General features: G+C 61.4%; 22 protein-coding genes and 2 pseudogenes. 11 read left to right on the top strand and 13 right to left on the bottom strand.

Annotated elements, in window-relative coordinates; genetic code table 11:
* Positions 1-53 precede the first annotated feature (53 nt).
* Genes AACY52_RS12220 through AACY52_RS12235 form a run of 4 tightly spaced genes read left to right on the top strand, consistent with a single transcriptional unit; the run spans position 54 to position 4,719 of the window.
* Positions 54-527, top strand: coding sequence for a MarR family transcriptional regulator (locus tag AACY52_RS12220; protein ID WP_339417930.1), 474 nt, complete (start codon positions 54-56; stop codon positions 525-527).
* Positions 524-1,975: an efflux transporter outer membrane subunit gene (locus AACY52_RS12225; protein WP_339417929.1), complete on the top strand. Its 1,452-nt coding sequence runs from the start codon at positions 524-526 to the stop codon at positions 1,973-1,975. Before AACY52_RS12220 ends, AACY52_RS12225 begins: the two co-directional genes overlap by 4 nt.
* Before the next feature lie 15 nt (positions 1,976-1,990).
* Positions 1,991-3,190, top strand: a complete 1,200-nt coding sequence (locus AACY52_RS12230) for an HlyD family efflux transporter periplasmic adaptor subunit (RefSeq protein WP_339437225.1) — start codon at positions 1,991-1,993, stop codon at positions 3,188-3,190.
* On the top strand, positions 3,190-4,719 hold the full coding sequence (locus tag AACY52_RS12235; RefSeq protein WP_339417927.1) for a DHA2 family efflux MFS transporter permease subunit: 1,530 nt from the start codon (positions 3,190-3,192) through the stop codon (positions 4,717-4,719). Before AACY52_RS12230 ends, AACY52_RS12235 begins: the two co-directional genes overlap by 1 nt.
* A gap of 62 nt (positions 4,720-4,781) precedes the next feature.
* On the opposite strand, the gene lpxH is transcribed toward AACY52_RS12235, so the two are convergent.
* The gene (gene lpxH / locus AACY52_RS12240) at positions 4,782-5,564 is read right to left on the bottom strand and encodes a UDP-2,3-diacylglucosamine diphosphatase (RefSeq protein WP_339417926.1); all 783 of its coding nucleotides are present in this window, start codon (positions 5,562-5,564) and stop codon (positions 4,782-4,784) included.
* Complete coding sequence (locus AACY52_RS12245) at positions 5,561-6,064, bottom strand: peptidylprolyl isomerase (RefSeq protein ID WP_016977438.1); 504 nt, start codon at positions 6,062-6,064, stop codon at positions 5,561-5,563. Before AACY52_RS12245 ends, lpxH begins: the two co-directional genes overlap by 4 nt.
* Positions 6,065-6,312: 248 nt before the next feature.
* On the opposite strand from AACY52_RS12245, the gene AACY52_RS12250 reads away from it, so the two are divergent.
* The 3 genes from AACY52_RS12250 (at position 6,313) to AACY52_RS12260 (ending at position 10,125) form a co-directional block, all read left to right on the top strand.
* Positions 6,313-8,013 carry a glutamine--tRNA ligase/YqeY domain fusion protein gene (locus AACY52_RS12250; RefSeq protein WP_339417925.1) on the top strand — a complete coding sequence of 567 codons (1,701 nt, stop codon included), beginning with the start codon at positions 6,313-6,315 and terminating at the stop codon, positions 8,011-8,013.
* A gap of 37 nt (positions 8,014-8,050) precedes the next feature.
* Positions 8,051-9,433 (top strand): cysteine--tRNA ligase, encoded by a 1,383-nt coding sequence (gene cysS / locus AACY52_RS12255; protein WP_339417924.1) that lies wholly within the window; start codon positions 8,051-8,053, stop codon positions 9,431-9,433.
* 194 nt (positions 9,434-9,627) lie between these two features.
* Positions 9,628-10,125: an HIT family protein gene (locus AACY52_RS12260; RefSeq protein ID WP_339560528.1), complete on the top strand. Its 498-nt coding sequence runs from the start codon at positions 9,628-9,630 to the stop codon at positions 10,123-10,125.
* Between the two features lie 3 nt (positions 10,126-10,128).
* Here AACY52_RS12260 and AACY52_RS12265 read toward each other — a convergent pair whose 3' ends face one another.
* The 7 genes from AACY52_RS12265 to AACY52_RS12295 form a co-directional block, all read right to left on the bottom strand.
* The gene (locus AACY52_RS12265) at positions 10,129-10,467 is read right to left on the bottom strand and encodes a Na+/H+ antiporter subunit G (protein ID WP_339417918.1); all 339 of its coding nucleotides are present in this window, start codon (positions 10,465-10,467) and stop codon (positions 10,129-10,131) included.
* Positions 10,464-10,742 (bottom strand): K+/H+ antiporter subunit F, encoded by a 279-nt coding sequence (locus AACY52_RS12270; protein WP_053256896.1) that lies wholly within the window; start codon positions 10,740-10,742, stop codon positions 10,464-10,466. The genes AACY52_RS12265 and AACY52_RS12270 overlap by 4 nt, the downstream gene beginning before the upstream one ends.
* A complete protein-coding gene (locus tag AACY52_RS12275) occupies positions 10,739-11,227 on the bottom strand; it encodes a Na+/H+ antiporter subunit E (protein WP_339417917.1) in 489 nt (162 codons plus the stop codon). Before AACY52_RS12275 ends, AACY52_RS12270 begins: the two co-directional genes overlap by 4 nt.
* Entirely contained in the window at positions 11,224-12,906 is a 1,683-nt protein-coding gene (locus tag AACY52_RS12280) for a monovalent cation/H+ antiporter subunit D (RefSeq protein WP_339427845.1), read from the bottom strand. Before AACY52_RS12280 ends, AACY52_RS12275 begins: the two co-directional genes overlap by 4 nt.
* Positions 12,903-13,247, bottom strand: coding sequence for a Na+/H+ antiporter subunit C (locus tag AACY52_RS12285; RefSeq protein WP_007986256.1), 345 nt, complete (start codon positions 13,245-13,247; stop codon positions 12,903-12,905). Before AACY52_RS12285 ends, AACY52_RS12280 begins: the two co-directional genes overlap by 4 nt.
* A complete protein-coding gene (locus AACY52_RS12290; RefSeq protein ID WP_339427844.1) occupies positions 13,247-16,168 on the bottom strand; it encodes a monovalent cation/H+ antiporter subunit A in 2,922 nt (973 codons plus the stop codon). Before AACY52_RS12290 ends, AACY52_RS12285 begins: the two co-directional genes overlap by 1 nt.
* 167 nt (positions 16,169-16,335) lie before the next feature.
* A complete protein-coding gene (locus AACY52_RS12295; protein WP_339427843.1) occupies positions 16,336-17,265 on the bottom strand; it encodes a DMT family transporter in 930 nt (309 codons plus the stop codon).
* 92 nt (positions 17,266-17,357) lie between these two features.
* On the opposite strand from AACY52_RS12295, the gene AACY52_RS12300 reads away from it, so the two are divergent.
* The 4 genes and pseudogenes from AACY52_RS12300 (at position 17,358) to AACY52_RS12315 (ending at position 20,064) form a co-directional block, all read left to right on the top strand.
* Positions 17,358-17,921 carry an XRE family transcriptional regulator gene (locus AACY52_RS12300; protein WP_339417912.1) on the top strand — a complete coding sequence of 188 codons (564 nt, stop codon included), beginning with the start codon at positions 17,358-17,360 and terminating at the stop codon, positions 17,919-17,921.
* Positions 17,922-18,075: 154 nt separating this feature from the next.
* Positions 18,076-18,302 (top strand): annotated as a pseudogene (locus AACY52_RS12305) (SfnB family sulfur acquisition oxidoreductase); the annotation flags it as partial.
* A 31-nt stretch (positions 18,303-18,333) separates the two neighbouring features.
* A pseudogene (locus AACY52_RS12310) lies at positions 18,334-18,657 on the top strand (ATP-binding cassette domain-containing protein); the annotation flags it as partial.
* A 12-nt stretch (positions 18,658-18,669) separates the two neighbouring features.
* Entirely contained in the window at positions 18,670-20,064 is a 1,395-nt protein-coding gene (locus tag AACY52_RS12315) for an FAD/NAD(P)-binding protein (RefSeq protein WP_339417911.1), read from the top strand.
* A 42-nt stretch (positions 20,065-20,106) separates the two neighbouring features.
* On the opposite strand, the gene AACY52_RS12320 is transcribed toward AACY52_RS12315, so the two are convergent.
* From AACY52_RS12320 to AACY52_RS12335, 4 genes are read right to left on the bottom strand one after another with little or no spacing between them, the layout of a single operon-like run.
* Positions 20,107-21,354, bottom strand: coding sequence for an HlyD family efflux transporter periplasmic adaptor subunit (locus AACY52_RS12320; RefSeq protein WP_339427842.1), 1,248 nt, complete (start codon positions 21,352-21,354; stop codon positions 20,107-20,109).
* Positions 21,344-22,822 (bottom strand): TolC family protein, encoded by a 1,479-nt coding sequence (locus AACY52_RS12325; protein ID WP_339417909.1) that lies wholly within the window; start codon positions 22,820-22,822, stop codon positions 21,344-21,346. Before AACY52_RS12325 ends, AACY52_RS12320 begins: the two co-directional genes overlap by 11 nt.
* Positions 22,815-24,032 (bottom strand): ABC transporter permease, encoded by a 1,218-nt coding sequence (locus tag AACY52_RS12330; protein WP_339417908.1) that lies wholly within the window; start codon positions 24,030-24,032, stop codon positions 22,815-22,817. Before AACY52_RS12330 ends, AACY52_RS12325 begins: the two co-directional genes overlap by 8 nt.
* The gene (locus AACY52_RS12335; protein WP_339417907.1) at positions 24,029-24,736 is read right to left on the bottom strand and encodes an ABC transporter ATP-binding protein; all 708 of its coding nucleotides are present in this window, start codon (positions 24,734-24,736) and stop codon (positions 24,029-24,031) included. The genes AACY52_RS12330 and AACY52_RS12335 overlap by 4 nt, the downstream gene beginning before the upstream one ends.
* Positions 24,737-25,060 lie beyond the last annotated feature (324 nt).

Below are 25,060 nucleotides of genomic sequence, written 5' to 3' on the forward strand. Positions count from 1 at the left end.
CAGTAATATCTCGTCACACATTCACTGCCTAGGCAGTAATAAGGTGACTTCCGATGAAACACTTCACTCCGGATAACTTCCACAACTGCCACCTGGGGCTATTGCTCGGGCGCGCCGCAATCCTCAAAGACCGCATCATCGACACCCACATGGAACCCCACGGCATCACTGCCGCGCAGTTCAAGGTGTTGATCATCATGGCTCAGTTCGGCGTCGACACCCCGGCGGAGCTGTGCCGCCACCTGTCTTTGGACAGCGGTTCAATGACCCGCATGCTCGACCGCCTGACGCAGAAGGGGCTGCTGGATCGCAAGCGTTCAGAGCTGGATCGACGCCAAGTGCAGCTTGTGCTCACGTCCGACGGCCAGCGCTTGGCAGACATGCTGCCGTTCATCGGCGCCGATGCGTTAAACCAGTTGGCCGGCGCATTGGAACCGGGTGAGTTGGAAACCCTGGAAAAGATCCTCAAGAAAATTCTGATAGCTGCAGGTGATCCCATCACTATCCAACGGGTAGGTAACCAATGAACACACGCGCCCTTTGCCTGGTGCTGGTGGCCATGAGCATGGCCGGTTGCGCCAACTACAGCGGCCTCGACACCCAGGGCAAACGCCTTGACGCCAATACCTTGCAAACCGGCAAGTCCTTGGGTGGCGTGACCCTGTCGAGCGCGGCCTGGCCTAGCGCCGACTGGTGGAAAAACCTTGGCGACCCGCAGCTCGACGGCCTGATCCAGGAAGCCCTGCAAAACAGCCCCGACATGCAAGTCGCCAGTGCCCGTGCCCATCAGGCCGAAGCCGCCGCTTACGCCGCCAATGCCGAGCGCATGCCGACACTGGATGCCAGCGCTGGTGTGAGCCGCTCGCGCCTGGCCAAAGACCAGGACCCGCGAGGCGAAGGCGATGCCTATTCGACCGTGCGCAACATCGGCGCCAGCTTTAATTACAACTTCGACCTCTGGGGCGGCCAGCGCGCTGCCTGGGAAGCCGCGTTGGGCGAGGCTCGCGCCGCCCAGGTTGATCAGCAGGCGGCGCGCCTGACCCTGGCCGCCAACGTCGCCAAGGCCTACAGCGACTTGGGCCAGGCGCATATCGTGCGTGACCTGGCCAATGACGACCTCAAACGCACCCGGCAGATGCTTGACCTGAGCAAACGCCGCCTGGACTCGGGCATCGACAGCCAGTACCAGTACCAACAGACCGAAAGCCTGGAAGCCAGCTCGCAGTCGCAACTGATCGACGCGGAAAAGCAACTGCAGAGCGCGAAAATCGCCCTGGCGGTGCTGCTCGGCAAAGGCCCGGACCGTGGCAATGAGCTGGCCCGTCCCAACGTACTCAAGCCCAGCGCGGTCGCCGTGCCTTCAGTGCTGCCGGCTGAGCTGCTGGGCCGTCGCCCGGATCTGATCGCCGCGCGCTGGCGCGTCGAGGCAGCGGGCAAGAATATCGATGCCAGCAAAACCCGCTTCTACCCCAACCTCAACCTGAGCGCGAGCGCCGGGGCCGAGTCGTTGCTGGGGGATGCGATGTTTGGTTCGGCCAGCCGCTTTTTCAATATCGCGCCGACGATCTCGCTGCCGATCTTCGACGGCGGCCGCCTGCGCGCCGACCTGGATGCCCGCGACGCCGACTACGACCTGGCCGTGGCCCAGTACAACAAGACCCTGGTGCAAGCCCTTGGCGATATCGGCGACACCCTTTCGCAACTGCGCGATACCGGCCGGCAGATCCAGGCTCAGCAACACGCTGCGGACATTGCCCAGCAGTCCTACGACACAGGCGTTCAACGTTACAGCGCCGGGATCGGTAACTATCTGGATGTGCTCAGCATCGAGCAGCAGTTGCTGCAGGCCCAGCGCCAACTGGCGAGCCTGAATGCGGCGCAGATCGATCTGTCGATTCAATTGATGCAGGCCCTGGGTGGCGGATACGACGCCAACAATGTGGCCGCGACCACCCCAGCCACACGCTCGGAATAATTTGAGGTATTTGTCATGGCCACTGCCGACAGCAACACCGCAACTGAACAACCCAAGGACAACAACCCACGCAAACGCAAAGTGATGCTGATCGGCCTCGCGCTGATCGTCATCCTTGGCGTCGTGGGCGTGTGGGGCTGGTATGAGCTCTACGGTCGCTTCAACGAAAGCACCGACGACGCCTATGTGAACGGCAACGTGGTGGAAATCACCCCGCTGGTCACCGGTACCGTGGTGAGCATCGGCGCCGACGATGGCGATTTGGTCCATGAAGGCCAAGTGCTGATCAACTTCGACCCGAACGACGCGGCCGTCGGCCTGCAAAGTGCCCAGGCCAACCTGGCCCGCACGGTGCGTCAGGTGCGTGGTTTATACAGCAACGTCGACGGCATGAAGGCCCAAGTCAATGCGCAGAAAGCCGACGTGCAAACGGCCCAGGACAATTACAACCGTCGTAAAACCCTGGCCCAGGGCGGGGCGATTTCCCGGGAAGAACTGTCCCACGCCCGTGACAGCCTGACGGCGGCGAAAAACGCCCTGACCAACCTTGAGCAGCAACTCAAGACCAGCAATGCGCTGGTGGATGACACCGTGATCTCGTCCCACCCGGACGTGCAGGCCGCCGCCGCGCAACTGCGCCAGGCGTACCTGACCAATGCACGCAGCACTCTGATTGCCCCGGTCACCGGCTACGTGGCCAAGCGCACCGTACAACTGGGCCAGCGCGTACAGCCCGGCACGGCGTTGATGGCGGTGATTCCACTCAACCAGCTGTGGATCGATGCCAACTTCAAGGAAACCCAGCTGCGCGATATGCGTATTGGCCAGCCGGTGGACATCGAGTCGGACATTTACGGCAGTGACGTGAAGTACAGCGGTACTGTGGACAGCCTTGGCGCCGGTACCGGCAGCGCATTTGCCCTGCTGCCGGCGCAGAACGCCACCGGTAACTGGATCAAGATCGTGCAACGGGTGCCGGTGCGCATCCACATCAACGCCGACGAGTTGGCCAAACACCCGCTTCGGGTGGGCTTGAGCACCGTGGTCAATGTGGACCTGCACGACCAGAGTGGCCCGGTACTGGCGCAACAGGCGCCGCAAAAGGCGTCGTTCACCACCAATGTGTATGACGGCCAATTGGCCGAGGCGGATGCCATGATCAAGCAGTTGATTCATGACAACAGCACCGCCGCGCCCAAGGCTGCGCAACGCTGATGAGCAATAACGCCTCCTTCACGCCACCCAGCCTGTTGATGGCCACTATTGGCCTGTCGCTGGCGACCTTTATGCAGGTGCTCGACACCACCATTGCCAACGTCGCGTTGCCGACTATTTCCGGCAGCCTCGGCGTGAGTTCGGAGCAGGGCACCTGGGTCATCACCTCGTTCGCCGTGAGCAACGCCATTGCCCTGCCACTTACCGGTTGGCTGAGCCGCCGTTTTGGCGAGGTGAAGCTGTTTCTGTGGGCGACCATTCTGTTTGTGCTGGCCTCGTTCCTGTGCGGTATTTCCACCTCGATGCCCGAGCTGATCGGTTTTCGGGTGCTGCAAGGTTTGGTCGCGGGGCCGCTGTACCCCATGACCCAGACCTTGCTGATCGCCGTGTACCCGCCGGCCAGGCGCGGCATGGCCCTGGCGTTATTGGCGATGGTCACAGTGGTGGCGCCGATCGCCGGTCCCATCCTCGGCGGCTGGATCACCGACAGCTACAGCTGGCCGTGGATCTTCTTTATCAACGTGCCCATCGGCATCTTTGCGGTGCTGGTGGTGCGTTCGCAGTTGAAGAAGCGCCCGGTCGAGACCAGTTACCAGCCGATGGACTACGTTGGGTTACTGAGCCTGATTGTCGGTGTCGGCGCCTTGCAGATCATTCTCGACAAGGGCAATGACCTGGACTGGTTCGAATCCAACTTCATAATCATTGGCGCGGCGATTTCGGTGATTGCGCTGGCGGTGTTCGTCATCTGGGAAATGACCGACAAACACCCGGTGGTGAATCTGCGACTGTTTGCCTACCGTAACTTCCGTATCGGCACCATTGTGCTGATTCTGGGCTACTCGGGCTTCTTCGGTATCAACCTGATCCTGCCGCAATGGCTGCAGACCCAGATGGGTTACACCGCTACCTGGGCTGGCCTGGCGGTGGCGCCGATTGGCATTCTGCCGGTGCTGATGTCGCCGTTTGTCGGCAAATACGCGCACAAGTTCGACCTGCGCCTGCTGGCAGGCCTGGCGTTCCTGGCGATTGGCTTGAGCTGCTTTATGCGTGCTGGCTTCACCAATGAAGTGGACTTCACGCACATCGCCCTGGTGCAGCTGTTCATGGGCATCGGCGTGGCGCTGTTCTTCATGCCGACCTTGAGCATCCTGATGTCCGACCTGCCGCCCAGCCAGATCGCCGACGGTGCGGGCCTGGCGACGTTCCTGCGTACCCTGGGCGGCAGCTTTGCGGCCTCGCTGACCACCTGGATCTGGATTCGCCGGGCGGACCAGCACCATGCGTACATGAGCGAAAACATGACCACCTACGACCCGGCGACCCGCGACGCGTTGCAGGCGCTGGGTGGGGCAGGGCACAAGGCGTATGCGCAACTGGATCAAATCCTCACCAGCCAGGCGTACATGATGTCCACCGTGGATTACTTCACGTTGTTGGGGTGGATGTTCATGGGGTTGATGTTGTTGGTGTGGTTGGCGAAGCCGCCGTTTGGTGCGAAGGCTGGGCCGGAGGCCTCCGGCCACTGAGGGATGTACTCGATCCATGTGGGAGCTGGCTTGCCTGCGATAGCATCACCTCGGTGCTCTTGTTACACCGAGGTGCCTGCATCGCGGGCAAGCCCGGCTCCCACAGGCAACGCCAACTGCGGGTTCACAAAATCAAACGCCGCCAACTGAAACCCTTGCTCATCCACTTGCAACGCCCAGCCTTGCTTATCCCAATCCCCCAGCACAATACGCTTGGCCGCCTGCTCACCAATCTGCAACTTGTGAACGGCGGGACGGTGCGTATGGCCGTGGACCAGGGTGCGCACGCCAAATTGTTGCATCACCCGTGGTACTTCTTCGGGAGTCACATCAACAATGTCGTTGGCCTTCATGCGCGTCTGCGCACGGCTTTCACTGCGCAGCTTGCGCGCCAACTTGTGCCGGGTGCGCAATGGCAGGTGGCGCAGGATAAACAGCAAAATCGGGTTGCGCAGGATGCGCCGCAGCTTCATATAGCCAACGTCGCGGGTGCAGAGGCTATCGCCATGCATCAACAGCACAGGCTCGCCACGGAGCTGCACGACACTCGGGTCCTTGAGCAGGGTGGCGCCGGCTGCTGTGCAGAACGCCTTGCCAATCAGGAAATCGCGGTTGCCATGCATGATAAAAATCGGGGTGCCGCTGTCGCTCAGTTCGCGTAGAGCCGCGCAAATCGAACGCTGGAACGGTGTCATACCGTCGTCGCCAATCCAGGCTTCAAAGAAGTCCCCCAGAATGTACAACGCCTGGGCGCCACGGGCGCGGCCATGGAGCAGATCCAGAAACGCCCGGGTGATGTCCGGGCGCGTATCGATCAGATGCAAATCTGAAATCAGCAATATCACCCAACGATCTCGGCTTTCTCGACGATAACGTCTTCTACCGGAACGTCCTGGTGGCCGGCTTTACCGGTGGTTTGCACGCCTTTGATCTTGTCAACGACGTCCTGGCCTTCGGTCACTTTACCGAATACCGCGTAACCCCAGCCCTGCACGTTCTTGCCGCTGTGGTTGAGGAAGGCGTTGTCGGCCACGTTGATGAAGAACTGCGCGGAGGCCGAATGCGGCTCCATGGTACGGGCCATGGCGACGGTGTACTTGTCGTTGGAAAGGCCGTTGTCCGCTTCGTTCTGGATGCTTGGGCGCTTGTCTTTCTTTTCTTTCATGCCAGGTTCGAAACCGCCGCCCTGGACCATGAAGTTGCCGATGACGCGGTGGAAAACAGTGTTTTCGTAGTGGCCGGCGTTAACGTATTCGATGAAGTTGGCGACGGTGATCGGCGCTTTTTCGGCGTTCAGCTCGATGACGATGTCACCGTGGTTGGTGGTCAGTTTGACTTGAGTCATGTTCACTACTCTTTTCAGGGAATTCGTGGGTTTGGGTGCCTGGGCACCACGACCGGTATGGCGAAGTTGCGGCCAAGACGCGCAGTTTAGCGTGCCTTGCAGGAATTTCGAGGTGGTTTTTTACCGCCTATGCAATAAATGCAGCCGTTTTCAGTGCTTCTCTGTCAGGTGCTTGACAGCATCGGCTATGATATCGCCTTTGTTTTGTCGGCCTAGCCCGGCCACGTACTTGTCTGTTCAAGGATCCTATGAGCAAGCCCACTGTCGACCCTACCTCGAATGCCAAGGCCGGACCTGCCGTCCCGGTCAATTTCCTGCGCCCGATCATCCAGGCGGACCTGGATTCGGGCAAGCACACGCAGATTGTCACCCGCTTCCCGCCAGAGCCCAACGGCTACCTGCACATCGGTCACGCCAAGTCGATCTGTGTGAACTTCGGCCTGGCCCAGGAATTCGGCGGCGTCACGCACCTGCGTTTCGACGATACCAACCCGGCCAAGGAAGACCAGGAATACATCGACGCCATCGAAAGTGACATCAAGTGGCTGGGCTTCGAGTGGTCCGGTGAAGTGCGCTATGCGTCCAAGTATTTCGACCAGTTGTTTGACTGGGCGGTCGAGCTGATCAAGGCCGGCAAGGCCTATGTCGACGACCTGACCCCGGAGCAAGCCAAGGAATACCGTGGCACCCTGACCGAACCGGGCAAGAACAGCCCGTTCCGCGACCGTTCGGTGGAAGAGAACCTGGACCTGTTCGCCCGCATGCGCGCGGGTGAGTTCCCGGACGGCGCCCGCGTACTGCGTGCCAAGATCGACATGGCCTCGCCGAACATGAACCTGCGCGACCCGATCATGTACCGCATCCGCCACGCCCATCACCATCAGACCGGTGACAAGTGGTGCATCTACCCCAACTACGACTTTACCCACGGTCAGTCCGACGCCATTGAAGGCATCACCCACTCCATCTGCACCCTGGAGTTCGAAAGCCATCGCCCGTTGTATGAGTGGTTCCTCGACAGCCTGCCGGTACCGGCGCACCCGCGTCAGTACGAATTCAGCCGCTTGAACCTGAACTACACCATCACCAGCAAGCGTAAGCTCAAGCAACTGGTCGATGAAAAGCACGTGCATGGCTGGGATGACCCGCGCATGTCGACGCTGTCGGGCTTCCGCCGTCGTGGCTACACGCCTGCGTCGATCCGCAACTTTTGCGACATGGTCGGCACCAACCGTTCCGACGGCGTGGTTGACTTCGGCATGCTCGAATTCAGCATCCGCCAGGACCTCGACGCGAACGCCCCGCGCGCCATGTGCGTGCTGCGTCCGTTGAAAATTGTGATCACCAACTACCCGGAAGACAAAGTCGAGCACCTCGAACTGCCGCGTCATCCGCAAAAAGAAGAACTCGGCGTGCGCAAGCTGCCGTTCGCCCGTGAAATCTACATCGACCGCGATGACTTCATGGAAGAACCGCCAAAAGGCTACAAACGCCTGGAGCCAAACGGCGAAGTGCGCCTGCGTGGCAGCTACGTGATCCGTGCCGATGAAGCGATCAAGGACGCCGATGGCAACATCGTCGAACTGCGTTGCTCGTACGACCCGGAAACCCTCGGCAAGAACCCTGAAGGCCGCAAGGTCAAGGGCGTGGTCCACTGGGTGCCGGCGGCTGCCAGCATCGAGTGCGAAGTGCGCCTGTACGATCGTCTGTTCCGCTCGCCGAACCCTGAAAAGGCCGAAGACAGCGCGAGTTTCCTCGACAACATCAACCCTGACTCCCTGCAAGTACTCACGGGCTGTCGTGCCGAGCCCTCGTTGGCCGACGCACAGCCGGAAGACCGTTTCCAGTTCGAGCGCGAAGGTTACTTCTGCGCGGATATCAAGGACTCGAAACCCGGTCAGCCGGTATTCAACCGTACCGTGACCTTGCGTGATTCGTGGGGCCAGTGACGCCTTTGGCGGCTTTGCGTAGAAAGAAGGATTTGTCGTGCTAACGATCTACAACACACTCAGCAAGACCAAAGAAGTCTTCAAACCGCTGGAAGGCAACAAGGTGCGCATGTACGTGTGCGGCATGACCGTGTACGACTACTGCCACATCGGCCACGGCCGCAGCATGGTTGCCTTCGACCTGGTGACCCGCTGGTTGCGCTTCAGCGGCTATGACTTGACGTACGTGCGCAACATCACCGACATCGACGATAAGATCATCAACCGCGCCAATGAAAACGGCGAGTCGTTCGACGCGCTGACCGAGCGCATGATCGCCGCCATGCACGAGGATGAGGCGCGCCTGAACATCCTCAAACCGGACATGGAGCCGCGCGCCACGGACCACATCCCTGGCATGCATGCGATGATCCAGACCCTGATCGACAAGGGTTACGCCTACGCCCCAGGCAATGGCGACGTGTACTACCGCGTCGCCAAGTTCATGGGCTACGGCAAGCTGTCGCGCAAGAAAATCGAAGACCTGCGCATCGGCGCACGCATCGAAGTCGATGAAGCCAAGCAAGATCCGCTCGACTTCGTGCTGTGGAAAGCTACCAAGCCGGGCGAGCCAAGCTGGGAATCGCCATGGGGTGCGGGCCGTCCGGGCTGGCACATCGAATGCTCGGTGATGTCCACCTGCTGCCTGGGTGAGACCTTCGACATTCATGGCGGCGGCAGCGACCTTGAGTTCCCGCACCACGAAAACGAAATCGCCCAAAGCGAAGCGGCTACTGGCAAAACCTACGCCAACGCCTGGATGCACTGCGGCATGATCCGCATCAATGGCGAGAAGATGTCCAAGTCCTTGAACAACTTCTTCACCATTCGCGACGTGCTGGAAAAATACCCTCCGGAAGTCGTGCGTTACCTGCTGGTGTCGAGCCATTACCGCAGCGCCATCAACTACTCGGAAGACAACCTCAAGGACGCCAAAGGCGCCCTGGAGCGCTTCTACCATGCGTTGAAAGGCTTGCCATCCGTGGCGCCTGCCGGCGGCGAAGCGTTCGTGGCACGGTTTACCGAGGTCATGAACGACGACTTCGGCACACCGGAAGCCTGCGCGGTACTGTTCGAGATGGTGCGCGAGATCAACCGCCTGCGCGAGAGTGATCTTGATGCGGCGGCGGGCCTTGCCGCTCGTTTGAAAGAACTGGCGAGCGTGCTGGGTGTGTTGCAGATGGAAGCCGATGACTTCCTGCAAGCTGGCGCCGAAGGGCGTGTGGATGCGGCTGAAGTTGATGCGCTGATTCAGGCGCGTCTGGCTGCGCGTACCAACAAAGACTGGGCGCAATCCGACCGGATTCGTGACCAACTGACCGCGATGGGTGTGGTGTTGGAAGACGGGAAGGGTGGGACGACGTGGCGGTTGGCTGACTGACAGTTGGTTGCTGTACGCTGAATAAAAAACGCCCCGACTGGTTCGGGGCTTTTTTAAAGCGAAATAGCAGTGCGCCATTCACGTTTCCACCACCTGTTCAAGTCCCGTTTGACTGGGAGGGTTTGACGCTCATTCCATCCTAGCTTTAGATGATTGCCACGACCAAACCCAAGACGAAACTGGTGGTAATTCAAATGGATTGTATTTTCTGCAATATGGTCCGCAAAACCTCCCCAGCCCACATTCTCTGGGAGGACGACCGGCATATTGCTTTCCTGTCGATCTTCCCCAACACCCCGGGGTTCAGCGTGGTAATCCCTAAGCAGCACTACGGCAGCTATGCGTTTGCGCAGTCGGATGAGGTGCTGGCCGCGCTTGCGGTGGCGGCGAAGAAGACCGCGCTACAGATTGATCGGGCGTTTCCCGATGTGGCGCGCACCGGCATGATACTCGAAGGGTATGGAGTGGATCACCTGCATGCGAAGTTGTTTCCCGTGCATGGGACCGGCGGCGACAGTACCTTCAAGCCGCTGAGTTCGAAGGTGGACAAGTTCTTTGAGGCTTATGAAGGTTATATCTCGTCCCATGATCATGTGCGGGCCGATGATGCCGGTTTGGCGGAATTGGCGGCGCACATCAGATCTTTTGCCTGGCGCCCAGCCAAATGTGGGAGGGGGCCGTGTTCTCTATAGGGATCAGCGTCGACTGCTGACTTCGGCCGGTACATCATCCCTCGCCATGCGCTTTCGAAACAACGCGGTGCGGGCCAGCAACAACGTGGTCACCGGCATCGTGATGGCCAACAAAATCGGTATCAACCACCCGTGCAACACCGGCCCGGACTTGAGCACCGAAAAGTAGATGATCGACGCCAGCGCCACGCACCATGCGCCCAAGGTCGAGGCCAGTGCCGGCGGGTGCATGCGCTGAAAAAAGTCCTTCATCCGCAGCAAGCCAATCGCGCCAATCAACGCAAACACACTGCTCACTACCAGCAGCACCGCCACGATCACTTCCACCCATAATGGCATCATTCAATCACCTCCCCACGCAGCAGGAATTTCGCCAAGGCAAATGAGCCCACGAAGCCAAACAGCGCAATCAGCAGCGCCGCTTCAAAGTAAGTGTCACTCGCATAACGAATGCCCAGCACCAGCATCATCAGCATCGCCAGGATGTACAAATAGTCCAGCGCCAGGACCCGGTCCTGGGCCGACGGGCCTTTGAACAGGCGTAACAGCGTCAGCACCATTGCCAGGGAAAACAGGAACAGGCTGAACAGGATCGCATTGGAGAGCAGGTCGCTCATTCGAAGATCTCCATCAGGGGCCGTTCGTAGGCGTGTTTGAAGTGCTGGATAAAGTGCGCTTCGTCATTCAGGTCGAACACGTGGATCAGCAAAATACTGCGGTCCAGCGCCAGTTCCGACCAGACGGTACCGGGCGTGACGCTGGTGATCATCGACAAGACGGCCAGGCCATTGGCGTCGCGCAGGTCCAGGGGTATCTTGATAAAGCGCGAGCGCGGCGGGCGCGAGCCGCACACCAGCACGCCCCAGGCCACTTGCAGGTTGGAGGCGATGACGTCACGGCCCACCACGAAGAACAGGCGAATGATCACGCCGGGGCGGCGGATGCGGATCGGCAGCGGGCGCAGCGGCGCCATCAGCAGCGGTGCGAGAAAGCCCAGCAGCGCGCCCAGCAACAGGTTGCCGGGGCTCACCGACAGGTTCAGCACCAGCCACAACACCCACAACGCCAGGGACAACCACGGGGCGGGGAACAGGCGCTTCATGGTTGCACCTCCACGGCTGCGGCCTTGGCTTCAGGGCTTGGAGTCGGGCGCGTCGCCATCACCGCCATCACATAGTGTTCCGGGTTGTTCAGGCTTTCGGCGGTCGCCTGGGTGTAGCGCATCAGCGGTTCGGCCTTGAAGGTGAGCAGGATGCTCAAGCCGAGCAGGAAGAAGATCGGCAGGCACTCGTAGCGACGCAGCAGCGGCGAAGGGCGCTCTTCCGGGGTCCAGAAACGCTGGATGCCGAGGCGGGCGAAGGCGATCAGCGAGGCCAGGCCCGAGAGGATCAACAGCGCCACCAAGCCCCAGGCAGCTGGACGAATCGGCGCATCCACCGCGTTGCCCAAGCCCAGCGGATTGACCAGCGCACTCAACAAACTGAGTTTGCCAATAAACCCGGACAGCGGCGGCATACCGATAATCAACAGCGCACAGGCGACAAAGCTCAAGCCGAGGAACGCCATGGTCCACGGAATCACCTGGCCAACCACAGCCTTCTGTTCGTCATCAAGGTTGACGCCGGGCCGTGGATGCAGGGATTCCATGGCCTTGGGCAACGCATCGATTTCCTCATCCAGCGGCAGATCGTTGGCCGAACGTGACCGCTCGATCAATTCAGCCAGCAAGAACAACGCGCTCAACGCCAGTGTGGAGCTGACCAGGTAGAACAGCGCCCCAGCAGTCAGGCTCGGCTGGGCGAAGCCCACCGCCGACAGCAGAATCCCGGCTGACACTAGAATGCTCAGGCTGGCCATGCGTTCCAGGCGCTGCGCCGCCAACATGGCCAACGCCGCGCAGATAATCGTTGCCATGCCGCCATACACCAGCCAGTCGCCGCCAAACAGCGCCGACGCACCGGCCTGGCCGGAGAACAGCAGGGTCCACAGGCGCAGCACGGTGTACACGCCGACCTTGGTCATGATCGCAAACATCGCCGCCACCGGCGCACTGGCCGAGGAATAGGCTGGGGCCAGCCAGAAGTTCAGCGGCCACATGCCGGCCTTGGCCAGGAACGCGGTGGCGAGGATCGCCGCACCGGCATGCAGCAGGCCGCGATCGGCTTCCGGCACCAGCGGGATTTTCAACGCCAGGTCAGCAAAATTCAGGGTGCCGGTCACGCCATAGATCATCGCCGCGCCAATCAGGAACAGTGACGACGCCAGCAGGTTGATCGCGACGTAATGCAGCCCCGACGACACCCGCGCACGGCCGGAACCGTGCAGCATCAAGCCATAGGACGCCGCCAGCAGCACCTCGAAAAACACGAACAGATTGAACAGGTCTGCGGTGAGAAACGCGCCATACAAGCCCATCATCTGGATCTGGAACAGCGCATGGAAACTGGTGCCTGCACGATCCCAGCGGGCCATGGCGAACAGCAGCGCGCTCACGCCGATGATCCCGGTGAGCACCAGCATCAGCGCTGACAACGGGTCCACCACCAGCACGATGCCAAACGGCGCTTGCCAGTTGCCCGGCAGGTACACCCCGATCGAGCCGGGGCCGCCTTTTTGCGTCCAATACAGCAGCACAATGGCCACGCCCAGGCCAAGCATGCTCGAGACCAAGTTGATCTGCGCCTTCAGCGGGCGACGTTTTTCGCCCAGCATCAGCATCAGCGCGGCGGTGAGCAATGGCAGCAGGATCGGTGCAACGATCAGTTGGTTGACCCAATTCATTCCTTGGGCTCCCGGCCATCAACATGGTCAGTACCGGTCAGGCCGCGCGAGGCCAGCAACACCACCAGAAACAGCGCGGTCATGGCGAAGCTGATCACGATCGCCGTGAGCACCAGCGCCTGTGGCAGCGGGTCAGTGTAGTGGAGCAGGTCCTGCGGCACGCCGTCCTTGATGATCGGCTCCTTGCCGATAAACAGGCTGCCCATGCTGAAGATGAACAGGTTGACCCCATACGACAGCAGGCACAGGCCCATCACCACCTGGAACGTCCGTGGCCGCAGGATCAGCCAGACGCCGGAGGCGGCCAGGACTCCAATGGCAATTGCGATGACTTCTTCCATCAGGCGGCTCCTTCTGTTGCAGCAACGACTTTGGCCTGGTTGCTCGGTTTATGCGCTCGCACCGACTGGTGACCGAGGGCAGTGAGCATCAGCAGCGTCGAACCGACGACCATGGCGTACACGCCGACGTCGAAGAACAGCGCGCTGGCGATGTGGATATCGCCCAGCAGCGGTAAGTTGAAATGCCAGGTATGGGTGGTCAGGAACGGGTACCCGGCAAAGAGTGCGCCGAGCCCGGTGAGGGTCGCCGAGAACAGCCCGAAGCCCATCCAGCGCATCGGCCGCAGGCTCATCTGTGCCTCGACCCACCGGGTGCCGGCCACCATGTATTGCAGGATAAACGCCACCGACATCACCAGGCCTGCGACAAACCCGCCGCCCGGTTGATTGTGGCCGCGCATAAACAGGTAGAACGACACCACCAGCGCAATCGGCAGCAGCAGGCGCACCAGCACCGCGGGCACCATCATAAAGCCCAGGGCGGTATCGCTGGCCTGGCGCGGGTTGACCAGGTCGGTGGCCACGTCCGGCGCCAGTTGGCGCTGTTGTGCGGGCAGTTGCATGCTTTCTTTCGACGGGCGGAAGCGGCGCAACAGGGCGTAAACCGTCAGCGCCACGGCGCCGAGTACGGTGATTTCGCCGAGGGTGTCGAAGCCGCGGAAATCCACCAGCATCACGTTCACCACATTGCTGCCGCCGCCTTCGGGCAGTGCGCGGCTGAGGTAGAACGAGGAGATATCGTTGGGCGTCTGGCGGGTCAGCATCGCGTAGGACAGCAGCGCCATGCCGCCACCCACCACGGTCGACAACAGGAAGTCGCGCAGACGACGGATGCGTGCCTTGCGCAGCGAGCTGGGCAGTGGCGACACTTCTTCGATCCGCCGCGGCAACCAGCGCAGCCCCAGCAGGATCAGCACCGTGGTGACCACTTCGACCACCAGTTGGGTCAACGCCAGGTCCGGCGCCGAGAACCACACAAAGGTGACGCAGGTCATCAGGCCGCACACGCTGACCATGGTCAGGGCCGCCAGCCTGTGATACTTGGCTTGCCAGGCGGCACCGAGGGCGCAGGCGATCGCCAGCAGCCAGAGAGTGACAAACACGATGGAGCCCGGGATTCTCGGCCGGTCGCCCCAACTGAGGCCACTGTTGATCATTGGGATCATGCCGCCGATGACCGCCACCAGCACCAGAAGAAACAGCTGGGTTTGCAGGCGCTTGGTGCTGATGCGTTTTTCGATCTTGCGCACGCCGCGCATCATCACCACCAGGCAGCGCTCGAACATGCGCTTGCCGTTGAAGTAGCTGATCACCGGCGGGTACTTGAAGCGGCCACGCTTGAGTTGCTTGCGCAGCAGCAGGTACAGCACCACGCCGCCGGACATGGCGACCAGGCTCATGATCATCGGCGCATTCCAGCCGTGCCAGATCGCCAGGCTGTATTCGGGCAACTCACCGCCGACAACCGGCAGCGCGGCGGCTGCGAGGATCGAACCGACCACCTGGGCCGGGAAAATCCCCACCAACAGGCAAGTGAAGACCAGCAACTCAACTGGCGCGCGCATCCAGCGCGGCGGTTCGTGAGGCGTGTGGGGCAGGTCAGTTGCGGGCGGGCCGAAGAACACATCGACCGTGAAGCGCAGCGCATAGGCCACGCTGAAGGTGCCGGCGATGGTCGCGATCATCGGCAGGGCGATTTCCACCCAGGCGGTCGATGACACGAATACGGTTTCGGCGAAGAACATTTCTTTGGACAGGAAACCATTGAGCAACGGCACACCGGCCATGGATGCACTGGCTACCATTGCCAGGGTCGCGGTAAACGGGATCAGCCGCACCAGGCCGCTGAGCCTGCGGATATCCCGCGTGCCGCTTTCGTGGTCGATGATGCCCGCCGCCATGAACAGCGAGGCCTTGAAGGTCGCGTGATTGAGAATATGGAACACCGCGGCAACGGCGGCCAGCGGGCTGTTAAGGCCCAGCAATAAGGTGATCAGCCCGAGGTGGCTGATGGTGGAGTAGGCCAGCAGGCCCTTGAGGTCATTCTGGAACATGGCGCAGTAAGCGCCGATGAGGAGGGTGAGGGCGCCGGCACCGCCGACGATATAGAACCATTCTTCGCTGCCGGACAGCGACGGCCACAAGCGGGCCAGCAGGAACACGCCGGCTTTCACCATTGTCGCCGAATGCAGATACGCCGACACCGGCGTTGGGGCTGCCATCGCGTGGGGTAGCCAGAAGTGGAACGGGAACTGCGCGCTTTTGCTCAGGGCACCGATCAACACCAAGACCAGCATGGCCGGGTACAGCGAATGCGCGCGAATCTGATCGCCCGCCGCCAATACCAGGTCCAGGTCATAGCTGCCGACAATATGCCCCAGCAATATCACGCCCGCCAGCAGGCACAAGCCGCCGGCACCGGTGACCATCAGCGCCATATACGCGCCGCGCCTGGCATCGGCGCGGTGGTGCCAATAGCCGATCAGCAGGAACGAGAACAGGCTGGTCAGTTCCCAGAAAAACACGATTTGGATCAGGTTGCCGGAAATCACCAGCCCGAGCATGGCGCCCATGAATGCCAGGAAAAACGCGAAAAAGCGCGGCACCGGATCGTCCGGCGACATGTAGTAACGTGCATACAGCGCAACCAGCGAACCGATGCCGAGCACCAGCATTGAGAACAGCCAGGCAAACCCATCCATGCGCAGCACGAAGTTCAGCCCAAGGCTGGGTAACCACATGAATTCTTCGCGGATCACGCCACCGTGGGCGATCTGGGGGTAGAGCAGGGCGACTTGAAGGGTGCCAACCAGCGCCACAAGGCCTGCCAGCAGGGATTCGGTGTTACGTGCATTGTGCGGCAGCAAGGCCGCCAGACAGCTGCCAATAAAAGGCAGAAGCAGTAGAACTATCAGGGACATAGGCTTCTAATCTGCGGGAGTTTGGGATGCATCATACGTGCCGCTTTCGCGATCACCAAACGGCAAGATGTGTAAGGATCCTACAGAAGCAGTCGAAGGCAGCTACAAGTGGCAGTCTACAAGAGGATAGCCGGGCCCGAGCGTGTTTCCGCTTGCAGCGCATAGCATCAACCCTGACTTTCCGGCTCAACATCGGCCTTAGCCTCAACAGCTTTCGAGTTGCTCCTCTTCATCTCACTCACAATCACCGCCACCACAATCAACACCGCTCCCAGCATCGCAATCGGCGGGAAGCGTTCGCCGGCAATCCGCCCCACCACGCCCGCCCACACCGGCTCACCGGCATAAATCAACGTCGCCCGCGTCGGCGAAACACTCTGCTGCGCCCAGTTCATCGCCACCTGGATCACCGCGCTGGTCAAGCCCAGGCCCACTGCGCTGAACAGCAGCAGCCACGAAAACCCCGGCAGCGCTTCGCCCATCGGCACAACTATCAGGAACGACAACAGCGAAGCGGTGGCCAGTTGCACAACCGTCACCCGGCGCACATCCACTTGCCCCGCGAATGCACTGATCAGGATGATTTCCGCCGCAATGGCGATGGCGCCGATCAGCGTAGCGATTTCACCGGGACTGAAATTCAACGACGCCCCCGCCGGCCCCGTCAGCAGCATCAAGCCGGCAAACGCCAGCATGATGCCAATGCTCGGCATCAACCCCGGACGACGGCCCAGCACCAGCCATTGCAGCAGTGGCACGAATGGCACATAGAGCGCGGTGATAAACGCCGACTGGCTGCTCAGGATGGTCTGCAAACCGATGGTCTGCAGGCCGTAGCCAAACATGATCGCTACACCGATAAACACACCGGCCTTCAATTCGAACAAGGTCAAGTCACGCAGGGTGCGCAAGGAAAAGCAGCCAACCACAATGGCCGCAGCAGCAAAACGCAGGCCGACGAAAAACATTGGCCCGCTGACGGTCATCGCGTGCTGCACCAGCAAAAAGGTGCCGCCCCATATCATGGTGATCACCACTAGGATGCATTCGGCTTTGCTGAAACGGTTGAAACGCGAAGGGGAGTTCGGGGTGGTCATGGCGGCTCGGTCTTGCAAGGGAAAGGCACGGACCGCACAATGCGCCGCACGCTGGGCAGTATACTGCGCACACCCACCCATTGAGCAATATAGTGCACAAAGAAAATCCGCAACGGGCCTCGGTCCTGCAGCACGTCAGCCAGAATGTTCGTCGCCTGCGCCATGCCGCCGACCTCAGCCAGACCGCGCTCTCGGAAAAGTCCGGGGTCAGCCGGCGCATGCTGGTGGCGATTGAGGCGGGCGAGAAGAATGTCAGCCTGTCCACCCTCGACCGCGTGGCCGAAGCGTTGGAGGTGGCGTTCAGCGACCTGATCCAGGCGCCGGATGTGCGTGACCACAGCCGCATCAATGAGCTGGCTTGGGCCGGTGAAATTCCCGGCAGCAAGGCCGTGTTGCTGGCCAAGGCAACCGCCCGACGCGAAGTGGAATTGTGGGAGATGCGCCTGGAGCCGGGCGATCGCTACGCCCCCGAGCCAGACCCGGAAGGCTGGAGCGTGCAGCTGTTTGTCTTCGAAGGCAGCCTGACGCTGATCCTGGATGACGATGAAAAACACGTTGCCGGCGGTGAGTTCTATATGTTCGCCAGCCGCCAGGCCCACGCCTATCGCAATGATGGGGACATGGCGGTGCGCTTTGTGCGCAACGTGGTCATCTAACTGTTTGCCCGGCAACAGTGGATGGACACTTTGTTGGTTTGAAGCACGAACTTTCGCGTTATGGCGCCAGCAACTGGCTGATTTAACTGAAGATTAATTTTAGGCACGACTCCTGCGATCACTCCAGCATCCCAACGGAGCCTGGAGTCGGCCCATGTCTGCCCACCCTCAACACCCTGCCCATATCATCCGCTCGGACGCGGAAGCCATCGAGGTTGCCAGGCGCCTGGCCGCGCCGAGGTGTCCTATGTGACCGTGGACGAGGTGATCAAACTGATTTCCGCCGCGCACCCTTCACTGGGCCAGATCCCGCAGAACCACTTGGGCGTAGTGGACATCGTGCTGCAAACCGCGACCGAGGATTACTTCGGCAAAGTCCTGCCGCCAGGGTTGATGGAGCGTGCCGACACTCACCTGCACCGGGCTGACGTCGGGCGGCGAGCAACAGATGGTCGCCATCGGCCGGGCGCTGATGACGCGTCCTACTTTGGTACTGCTCGACGAACCGTCCATGGGTTTGGCGCCTATGATCGTGCAGGAGATTTTCGAGAGCATCGCGCAACTCAACCGTGAGCAGCAGGTGAGCTTTTTGATCGCCGAACAGAACATCAACGTCGCGCTGAACTATGCGTCCCGCGGCTACGTGCTGGATACTGGGCGTGTAGCCCTGAGTGGCAGCGCCGCTGAACTGCTGGCGCGGGGCGACCTGCATGATATTTATCTGGGCAAACAGTAAGGGCGACTCCGCATGACTGAATCCATCCGCAACGCTGATGTGCTGATCATCGGCGGCGGCCTGAGCGGCACGATGCTGGCCGTGCAACTGCTGCGCTTGCCGGGCAAGCGGCAGATTCTGGTGATCGAGCCGCGCGCTGAACTCGGCCGCGGCGAAGCCTACAGCGCCGTCGAGCTGGGCCACACCCTGAACGGCAACGCGGCGCGTATGAGCGTCGACCCGGACAATGCCGACGACCTGACCCAATGGCTCACCGACTACATCGGCGCGGGCGGGTGGCCCGAGTCAGGCCAGCAGGCTGTGCCGATCAGCGAGCTGTTTCCACCGCGCGGTATTTTTGGTCTGTATGCCCAGCAACGCTTGGCCGAAGCCAAGGCGCAGTCCGCTTCCAGCGTCGAGCATGTGCGCGGTGAAGGGGTCGACCTGCAAGTGGATGAAGCCTCGACGCTGCTCACCCTCGATAACGGGCAGCAACTGCGCGGCAGCTTTGCGGTGTTGGCCACCGGCATGTTCCCGGCGGCGCGTACACCGCAGACCAAGTCCAGCGGCTTGAACGCGGCGGCGGTCGACCCTTGGGACGTGCAGGCGATGACCTTGATTGACCCGCAAGCGCCGGTGCTGATCATCGGTTCCGGGTTGACCATGGTCGACGCCGTGGTGTCCCTGGAACAGGCCGGGCATTGTGGGCCGATCGAAGTTTTCTCGCGTCACGGCCTGCTACCCCATGTGCGCCGACAACCGCCGAGCTGGGTGGATTTTCTCGGCGAAGACTACAGCCTGCGCACTCCTTGGCAATTGCTGCGTGAGGTGCGTCGCCAATGCCGGATTGCGCAAGCGCAGGGCATCGATTGGCAAGCGCCGCTGGACACGGTGCGCGCGCACATCGGTCGCCTGTGGAGCCAGGCCAGCGAGCGTGAAAAACGTCAGTTTGTGCGTCATGTAAGGCCGTGGTGGGAAAGCCATCATCACCGCTCGCCGCCGTTGAGCGCGCAGCGGGTGGCACGGTTGCAGGAAGAGGGGCGGTTGCGGATTAGGGCGGCGTCTTACAAAGGGCTGGAACCTTCGGTTGAAGGGGTGACCATCCGTTTGCGTTACCGCGGCGAGCAAGCGGTCACTCAGGTTTCAGGGGCGGCGTTGATCAACTCCAGCGGCATCGAATACGACTGGCGCCGCGTGGCCCGGCCGTTGCCGCAGCAGTTGCTCAAGCGTGGGTTGATTCAGCCTGGGCCGTTGGCGTTGGGGATCGCCGCGGATGCTTCGGGGGCGGTGGTGGATGCTCAGGGGCAGGTCAGCGCGCGGTTGTTTGCCATGGGGCCGCCGTTGCGGGGAATGTGGTGGGAAAGTACGGCGGTAACGGATGTGGCGATTCAAGCCAAGGCACTTGCCTTAAAGCTGACAAAAATCTAAATGTGGGAGCGGGCAAGCCCGCTCCCACATTTGGGTCTTCATTTATCTTGTGACTTTCACAAGCCCAGGTTTGAGGCCAAACACCTCAACCCCTTGGGGCGTCGATTGCCCAGTGGTCACCGTCACCCGCTCCACCGGCTTATCCATCGCCGCCCGGTATTCAACCGTCATGTCCGGCCCTATCGCCTGGCTCGGCACCACAATCGCCTGCGCATTGTTGTAGGTCACGATGGTCAACCGCGCACTCATCCCCAGCCGCACCCGTTGCAGCTGTTGTGGCGTGAGCTTGGGGATCGACAAGGTCACCGGAAACTGCGCGCTGCCCTGGCTGTCGGTGGCAATCGCCAAACCGCTCACCACGCTTACCGACCCTGTCAGTCGCTCCCCCTCAAAACCATCCCCCAGCACTTCCACCGCCTGGCCCTGGTGCAACTGGTTGATGTCCAGCTCTGACACCTTGGCAACGATTTTCAGCCGCTCGATATTTGCCAGGCCAAACAACACCTCACCCTGGCTGACCTTACTGCCAGCCTGCACCGGGGCATTGTTGTTGCCGCCGCCTTGGGAGGAGGCACTATTGCCGGGCGGTGGCACCACGATGCCGGAGAACGGTGCCTTGACCTCTTTGCCTTCGAGCAGTTGGTGCAGTGCGTCGTATTTCACCGTGGCGTTGGTCAGTTCCATATCGGCGATCTGGCGGTATTCGCCCTTGCCCTGGTCGATCGCCTGTTGCAGTTCGCTGCGGGCGGAGGCGAGGTCCAGTTGTTGCTGCTGGGTCTGTTGCTTGAGGTCGTCCAACTCATTGCGCGGGATGATGCCGCGCTGGAACAGGTTTTCACTTTCGGTGAGTTTGCGCTGGGTGTTACTGGCGGTCATTTCGGTGGTGCGCAGGCTGCGGCGTGCACGGCTGACGGTGGGGCCGTTGTCCCAGTCCTGCATCTCTTGCACGGTGCGCCGGGCCTTGAGTTGGGCGGAGAGGGCGTCGCGCAGTTGCACCTCCAGGGTCGTCGGGTCCATGCGCAACAGCACTTGGCCGGCCTCGACCCGCTGGCCTTGCTCCACCAGATTGGCTTGCACATTGCCATCGAAAGGCGCGGTAAGGGTGATGGTGGTGTCGGGCTCGATTTTGCCCACCAGGCCGATCTGGTGCACCAGCGCGTCGGGCTTGACGGCCAGCCACTGCTCGCTGGTGCTGGCCGGCGCGGACGCAGGGCTGCGCAAGGCCAGGCCCGCGCCCCCCAGCAGTACGATCAATACAGCGCCCAGCAGGCGTTTCTGATTAGTAGTCATTGAGGGCGATTTCCCAACTTTCCAGCGTCATGCCCAGCGTCAAGTCGAGCTGGGTCTGGGCGTTCAAATAAGCGATCAGCGCATTGAGCTGCGCGTTTTCGGCGTTGCGCAGGTCGGTCTCGAAACTCAGCACCTGGAAGTTGGTGGAGCGCCCGGCGCTGAGTTTTTCCCGTTCGATCTCGATCTTGCGCCGCGACAATTCCACGGCGCGCTGGGAGATTTCATATTGGCGCCAGCGGGTGCCGAGGTCGCGCACTACATCGTTGACGCTTCGCTCCAGTTCCTGGCGCGCGTCGGTGATGCGGATCTGCTGGTCCTCCACGTTTACCCGTGCGCGGACTTCGGCCTGGCGCGTGCTGATATCGCCGATGGGGATTTGCACCTGCACCCCGGCGTAGCTGTCCCACGTGCGATTATTGCTGCTGCCGGCGTCGTTATTGTAGGCGTCGCGCACCTGATTTGCGCCGGCTACCAGGTCCACCTGCCAGCGCCCGGAGTCCTTGGCGATCACCAGGTTGAGGTCAGCCTGCTGGCTGCCGAGCAGGGCCGCGAGGTATTCCGGCTGCTGGGTCTGCGCCAGGTTGAAGGCCTGGCGCTTGTCGATCTGCATCGGCCGGGCCTCCAGGGCTTCGGTGGCGCGGACCGGCGTGGAGAGGTCCAGGGCCAGCAGGCGCAGTAGGGAGAGACGGCTGGTGTCCAGTTGGTTCTGCGCCTCTTCCACGCCCAGTTGCTGGGTGGCGATGTCGGCTTCGGTCTGCACGATTTCAAATTCGGCCATGCGCCCGGCACTGATCAGCGCCTTGTTGACTTGCAGCAAGGTGTTAGAGCGCTTGAGGGCGTCCTGCACGATGCTCAGTTGCTCCTGGGCGCGCAGCAGCTCGCGGTAGGTCGCGATGATCTGGCTGATGGTCTGTGCCACGGTGGCCTTGAGGTTCAAGCGGTTGGCCTGTTCCGACAGGCGCGACAGGCGCAGCGGTGCGGTGGTGGCGTCCCAGCCGGCGCCGCGTAGCAGTGGCTGGATGATCGCCAGGTCGAGACCGTCGCTGCGATAGCGGCCGGCGCGGTCGGCGTTGCTCAGTTGCTGGGTCCAGGCCATGCTCAGGCGCGTGCCGTATTCGCCGAGCAGGCTGGTGGCCGGCGCCACGCTGGCATTGCGCGCGTTGTCGGCTGAGCCGCGGGTATTACGGTAGTAGCTGTTGAGGGTGAGCTTGGGCTTGAATACATCTTCGGCTACGCGCAGGTCGAACTTCTGCGCTACCCGTTGCAGGTAGGCGCTGCGAATCGCCGGGTTGTTGCGCAGGCCCAGGTAGACTGCGTCGCCCAGGGTCATGGTGGTGGCCTGGGCATTCAGCGAGACGCTCCGATCGTAACCGCTGCGCGTGGTGCTCGGCGCCGACGGTTTGATCACCACGTCGGCGGCCACGCCAGGCAGGCTGACCAATGCGAGCAGCCAGAGCCATTTATTCATCGCGCAGGGCCTCCACCGGTTGCAACCGTGAGGCCGAGATTGCCGGGTAGATGCCGAAGAACAACCCCACCAGCAACGTGCTGCCCACCCCCAGCGGCAAGGCCGCGACAGCGAGTGCAAATTCCCAGCCCGACAGCCAGGCGTACAGCCACGCGGCGGTCATGCCCGACACCGCGCCGCACAAGGCACCCACGGCCGTGAGCGTGATGGCTTCGAGCAGGAACAGGTTGCGGATGTCTCGCTGGCGCGCGCCGAGAGCCATGCGAATGCCGATTTCGCGACGCCGCTCCGAGACGTTCATCAACATCACGTTCATCACCCCCACGCCACCGCCCACCAGGGAGATCGCGCCCAGGGCCAGCAGCAGATAGGCGAAGGTGCGGCTTTGCCGAGTCATGCCGTCGATCATTTGCTGGGGCACCTGGATGTCCACATCGTGGTCGGGAAGTTGCGGTTTGAGAGCGGCGGCTACGTCCTTGGCAATGCGCTCCATGTCCTGGCCCTGCGTGGCGCGGATGATCACGTTGCCGATCTGTGGCGCTGCATAGATGCGGCGCATGCCTTCGGCGGGGATGAACAGTGATTCGTTGGCCTGCACCGGCATTAGCATTGCCCGCGGCTGGCCTTGCAGGATGCCCACAATCAGGAACAGGTAATCGTTGATGCGCACACGATCGCCCAGCTGCAGCGGATCTCCCGGCACGCCCAGGGCCTCGGCCACCTGCGCGCCGATCACGCCGTAGGTTTCGTTGGCATCAAAGCTCGACAGGAAACGTCCCTGTTGCAGTGCCAGGCGCATCGCGTCCTTGATATCCGGTGTGCTGCCGACGAAGTTGGTGTTGACGGTGCGGCCATGGAATACGATGGGCCCGCTGAACAACGTGAGGGCGCCGATGTGCGCGATGCCTGGCACCGCCTGGCGCACGGCGTCCAGGTCGAGGCGGGCGGGCATCGGTGAACTGCTGCCGCCTTTAGGTGGGAACTGGGCGATCAGGGTGTCGGTGCCCATGTCCTTGAAGATCATCGCCGCATCCACCGCCGCGTTATGGCCGATATTAATCAGCGCCACCACCGACGAGCTGCCGATCACGATACCCAGCAGGGCCAGGATCGAACGCTTGCCTAAGGTGCGCAGGCTGACAAACGCTTCGTGCAGCAGTTGGCTGAGGCTTTGTTCGACCCGCAGGCGGCTTTCTCCCTGCTGAGTCATAGGCAGCCGGCCTCTTGCACCACGCCATTGCGCACCAGGATCTTGCGTTCCAGGCGCTCGGCGATGTGCGGGTCGTGAGTGACGATGATCAGCGTGACCTGTTGCTCGCGGTTCAACGCCAGCAGCAGGTCCATGATGTCCTGGGCGGTGGTGCTGTCGAGGTTGCCGGTGGGTTCGTCGGCCAGTATCACCGAGGGTTTGCCCACCAGGGCCCGGGCAATCGCGACCCGTTGGCGCTGGCCGCCGGAAAGGTCGGCGGGGCGATGGTGGGCACGGTCGGCCAGGCCGACTTGCTCGAGCATGCGCAGGGCTTGCTCCACTGACTCATGGCGCGATACGCCGCGATAACTCAAGGGCAGGGCGACATTGTCCAGGGCGCTGAGGCGTGGCAGCAGGTTGAAACTCTGGAACACGAAACCGATCTGCTGATTGCGGATGGCCGCCAACTGATCGGGGGTGGCGTTGAAGATATCGTGGCCGGCGAAGTGGTACTGACCACAGTTGGGCAGGTCCAGCAGGCCGAGGATATTGAGCAAGGTACTTTTGCCGGAGCCGGACGCCCCCAGGATGCCGCAGCTGTCGCCGCTGGCGATGGTCAGGCATACATCATTGAGAATGCACAGGTGTTGCCCGGCCAGTTGATAGCTTTTGCCGATGCCTTGCAGGGAGATCAAGCCTGGGTGCGCGAGGGTATCTGTCATCATGACTACGCCTTCAGTCTCGACGCCGCCGTCATGCCCCCGGTAAAGCCTTGTAACAAGTTCGGGAGCTGCCTGGTCTGCGTCACAGACTGGTTTTATTTCTTGTTTTTAAAATATTGTTTGAATACTAGCCGCGTTCCAGCCGCTTCGCCAGCCATGGATGTAGAGCGGTTTTACCCTTTGAAACGATTACTTCGAGGCGCTAGCAAGCCCTTCAAAAAAACCTCGGCTACGCTCAAAGGGCCCGGCTGCAAAGGCTTTTGATAATATGACACGGTGTCACTACTTGCTTTCGAGCGACGTCCCCGGTATAAAAAATCAAATTAT

Source organism: Pseudomonas sp. EA_65y_Pfl1_P113 (assembly GCF_963970525.1).
GTDB lineage: Bacteria > Pseudomonadota > Gammaproteobacteria > Pseudomonadales > Pseudomonadaceae > Aquipseudomonas > Aquipseudomonas tritici.

Excerpts from the sequence above, each read along its gene's own strand:
- AACY52_RS12220 (WP_339417930.1), top strand. The coding sequence starts at position 54 with ATGAAACACTTCACTCCGGATAACTTCCACAACTGCCACCTGGGGCTA.
- AACY52_RS12225 (WP_339417929.1), top strand. The coding sequence starts at position 524 with ATGAACACACGCGCCCTTTGCCTGGTGCTGGTGGCCATGAGCATGGCC.
- AACY52_RS12230 (WP_339437225.1), top strand. The coding sequence starts at position 1,991 with ATGGCCACTGCCGACAGCAACACCGCAACTGAACAACCCAAGGACAAC.
- AACY52_RS12235 (WP_339417927.1), top strand. The coding sequence starts at position 3,190 with ATGAGCAATAACGCCTCCTTCACGCCACCCAGCCTGTTGATGGCCACT.
- AACY52_RS12245 (WP_016977438.1), bottom strand. The coding sequence starts at position 6,064 with ATGACTCAAGTCAAACTGACCACCAACCACGGTGACATCGTCATCGAG.
- AACY52_RS12250 (WP_339417925.1), top strand. The coding sequence starts at position 6,313 with ATGAGCAAGCCCACTGTCGACCCTACCTCGAATGCCAAGGCCGGACCT.
- AACY52_RS12260 (WP_339560528.1), top strand. The coding sequence starts at position 9,628 with ATGGATTGTATTTTCTGCAATATGGTCCGCAAAACCTCCCCAGCCCAC.
- AACY52_RS12265 (WP_339417918.1), bottom strand. The coding sequence starts at position 10,467 with ATGATGCCATTATGGGTGGAAGTGATCGTGGCGGTGCTGCTGGTAGTG.
- AACY52_RS12270 (WP_053256896.1), bottom strand. The coding sequence starts at position 10,742 with ATGAGCGACCTGCTCTCCAATGCGATCCTGTTCAGCCTGTTCCTGTTT.
- AACY52_RS12275 (WP_339417917.1), bottom strand. The coding sequence starts at position 11,227 with ATGAAGCGCCTGTTCCCCGCCCCGTGGTTGTCCCTGGCGTTGTGGGTG.
- AACY52_RS12280 (WP_339427845.1), bottom strand. The coding sequence starts at position 12,906 with ATGAATTGGGTCAACCAACTGATCGTTGCACCGATCCTGCTGCCATTG.
- AACY52_RS12285 (WP_007986256.1), bottom strand. The coding sequence starts at position 13,247 with ATGGAAGAAGTCATCGCAATTGCCATTGGAGTCCTGGCCGCCTCCGGC.
- AACY52_RS12290 (WP_339427844.1), bottom strand. The coding sequence starts at position 16,168 with ATGTCCCTGATAGTTCTACTGCTTCTGCCTTTTATTGGCAGCTGTCTG.
- AACY52_RS12295 (WP_339427843.1), bottom strand. The coding sequence starts at position 17,265 with ATGACCACCCCGAACTCCCCTTCGCGTTTCAACCGTTTCAGCAAAGCC.
- AACY52_RS12315 (WP_339417911.1), top strand. The coding sequence starts at position 18,670 with ATGACTGAATCCATCCGCAACGCTGATGTGCTGATCATCGGCGGCGGC.
- AACY52_RS12320 (WP_339427842.1), bottom strand. The coding sequence starts at position 21,354 with ATGACTACTAATCAGAAACGCCTGCTGGGCGCTGTATTGATCGTACTG.
- AACY52_RS12325 (WP_339417909.1), bottom strand. The coding sequence starts at position 22,822 with ATGAATAAATGGCTCTGGCTGCTCGCATTGGTCAGCCTGCCTGGCGTG.
- AACY52_RS12330 (WP_339417908.1), bottom strand. The coding sequence starts at position 24,032 with ATGACTCAGCAGGGAGAAAGCCGCCTGCGGGTCGAACAAAGCCTCAGC.
- AACY52_RS12335 (WP_339417907.1), bottom strand. The coding sequence starts at position 24,736 with ATGATGACAGATACCCTCGCGCACCCAGGCTTGATCTCCCTGCAAGGC.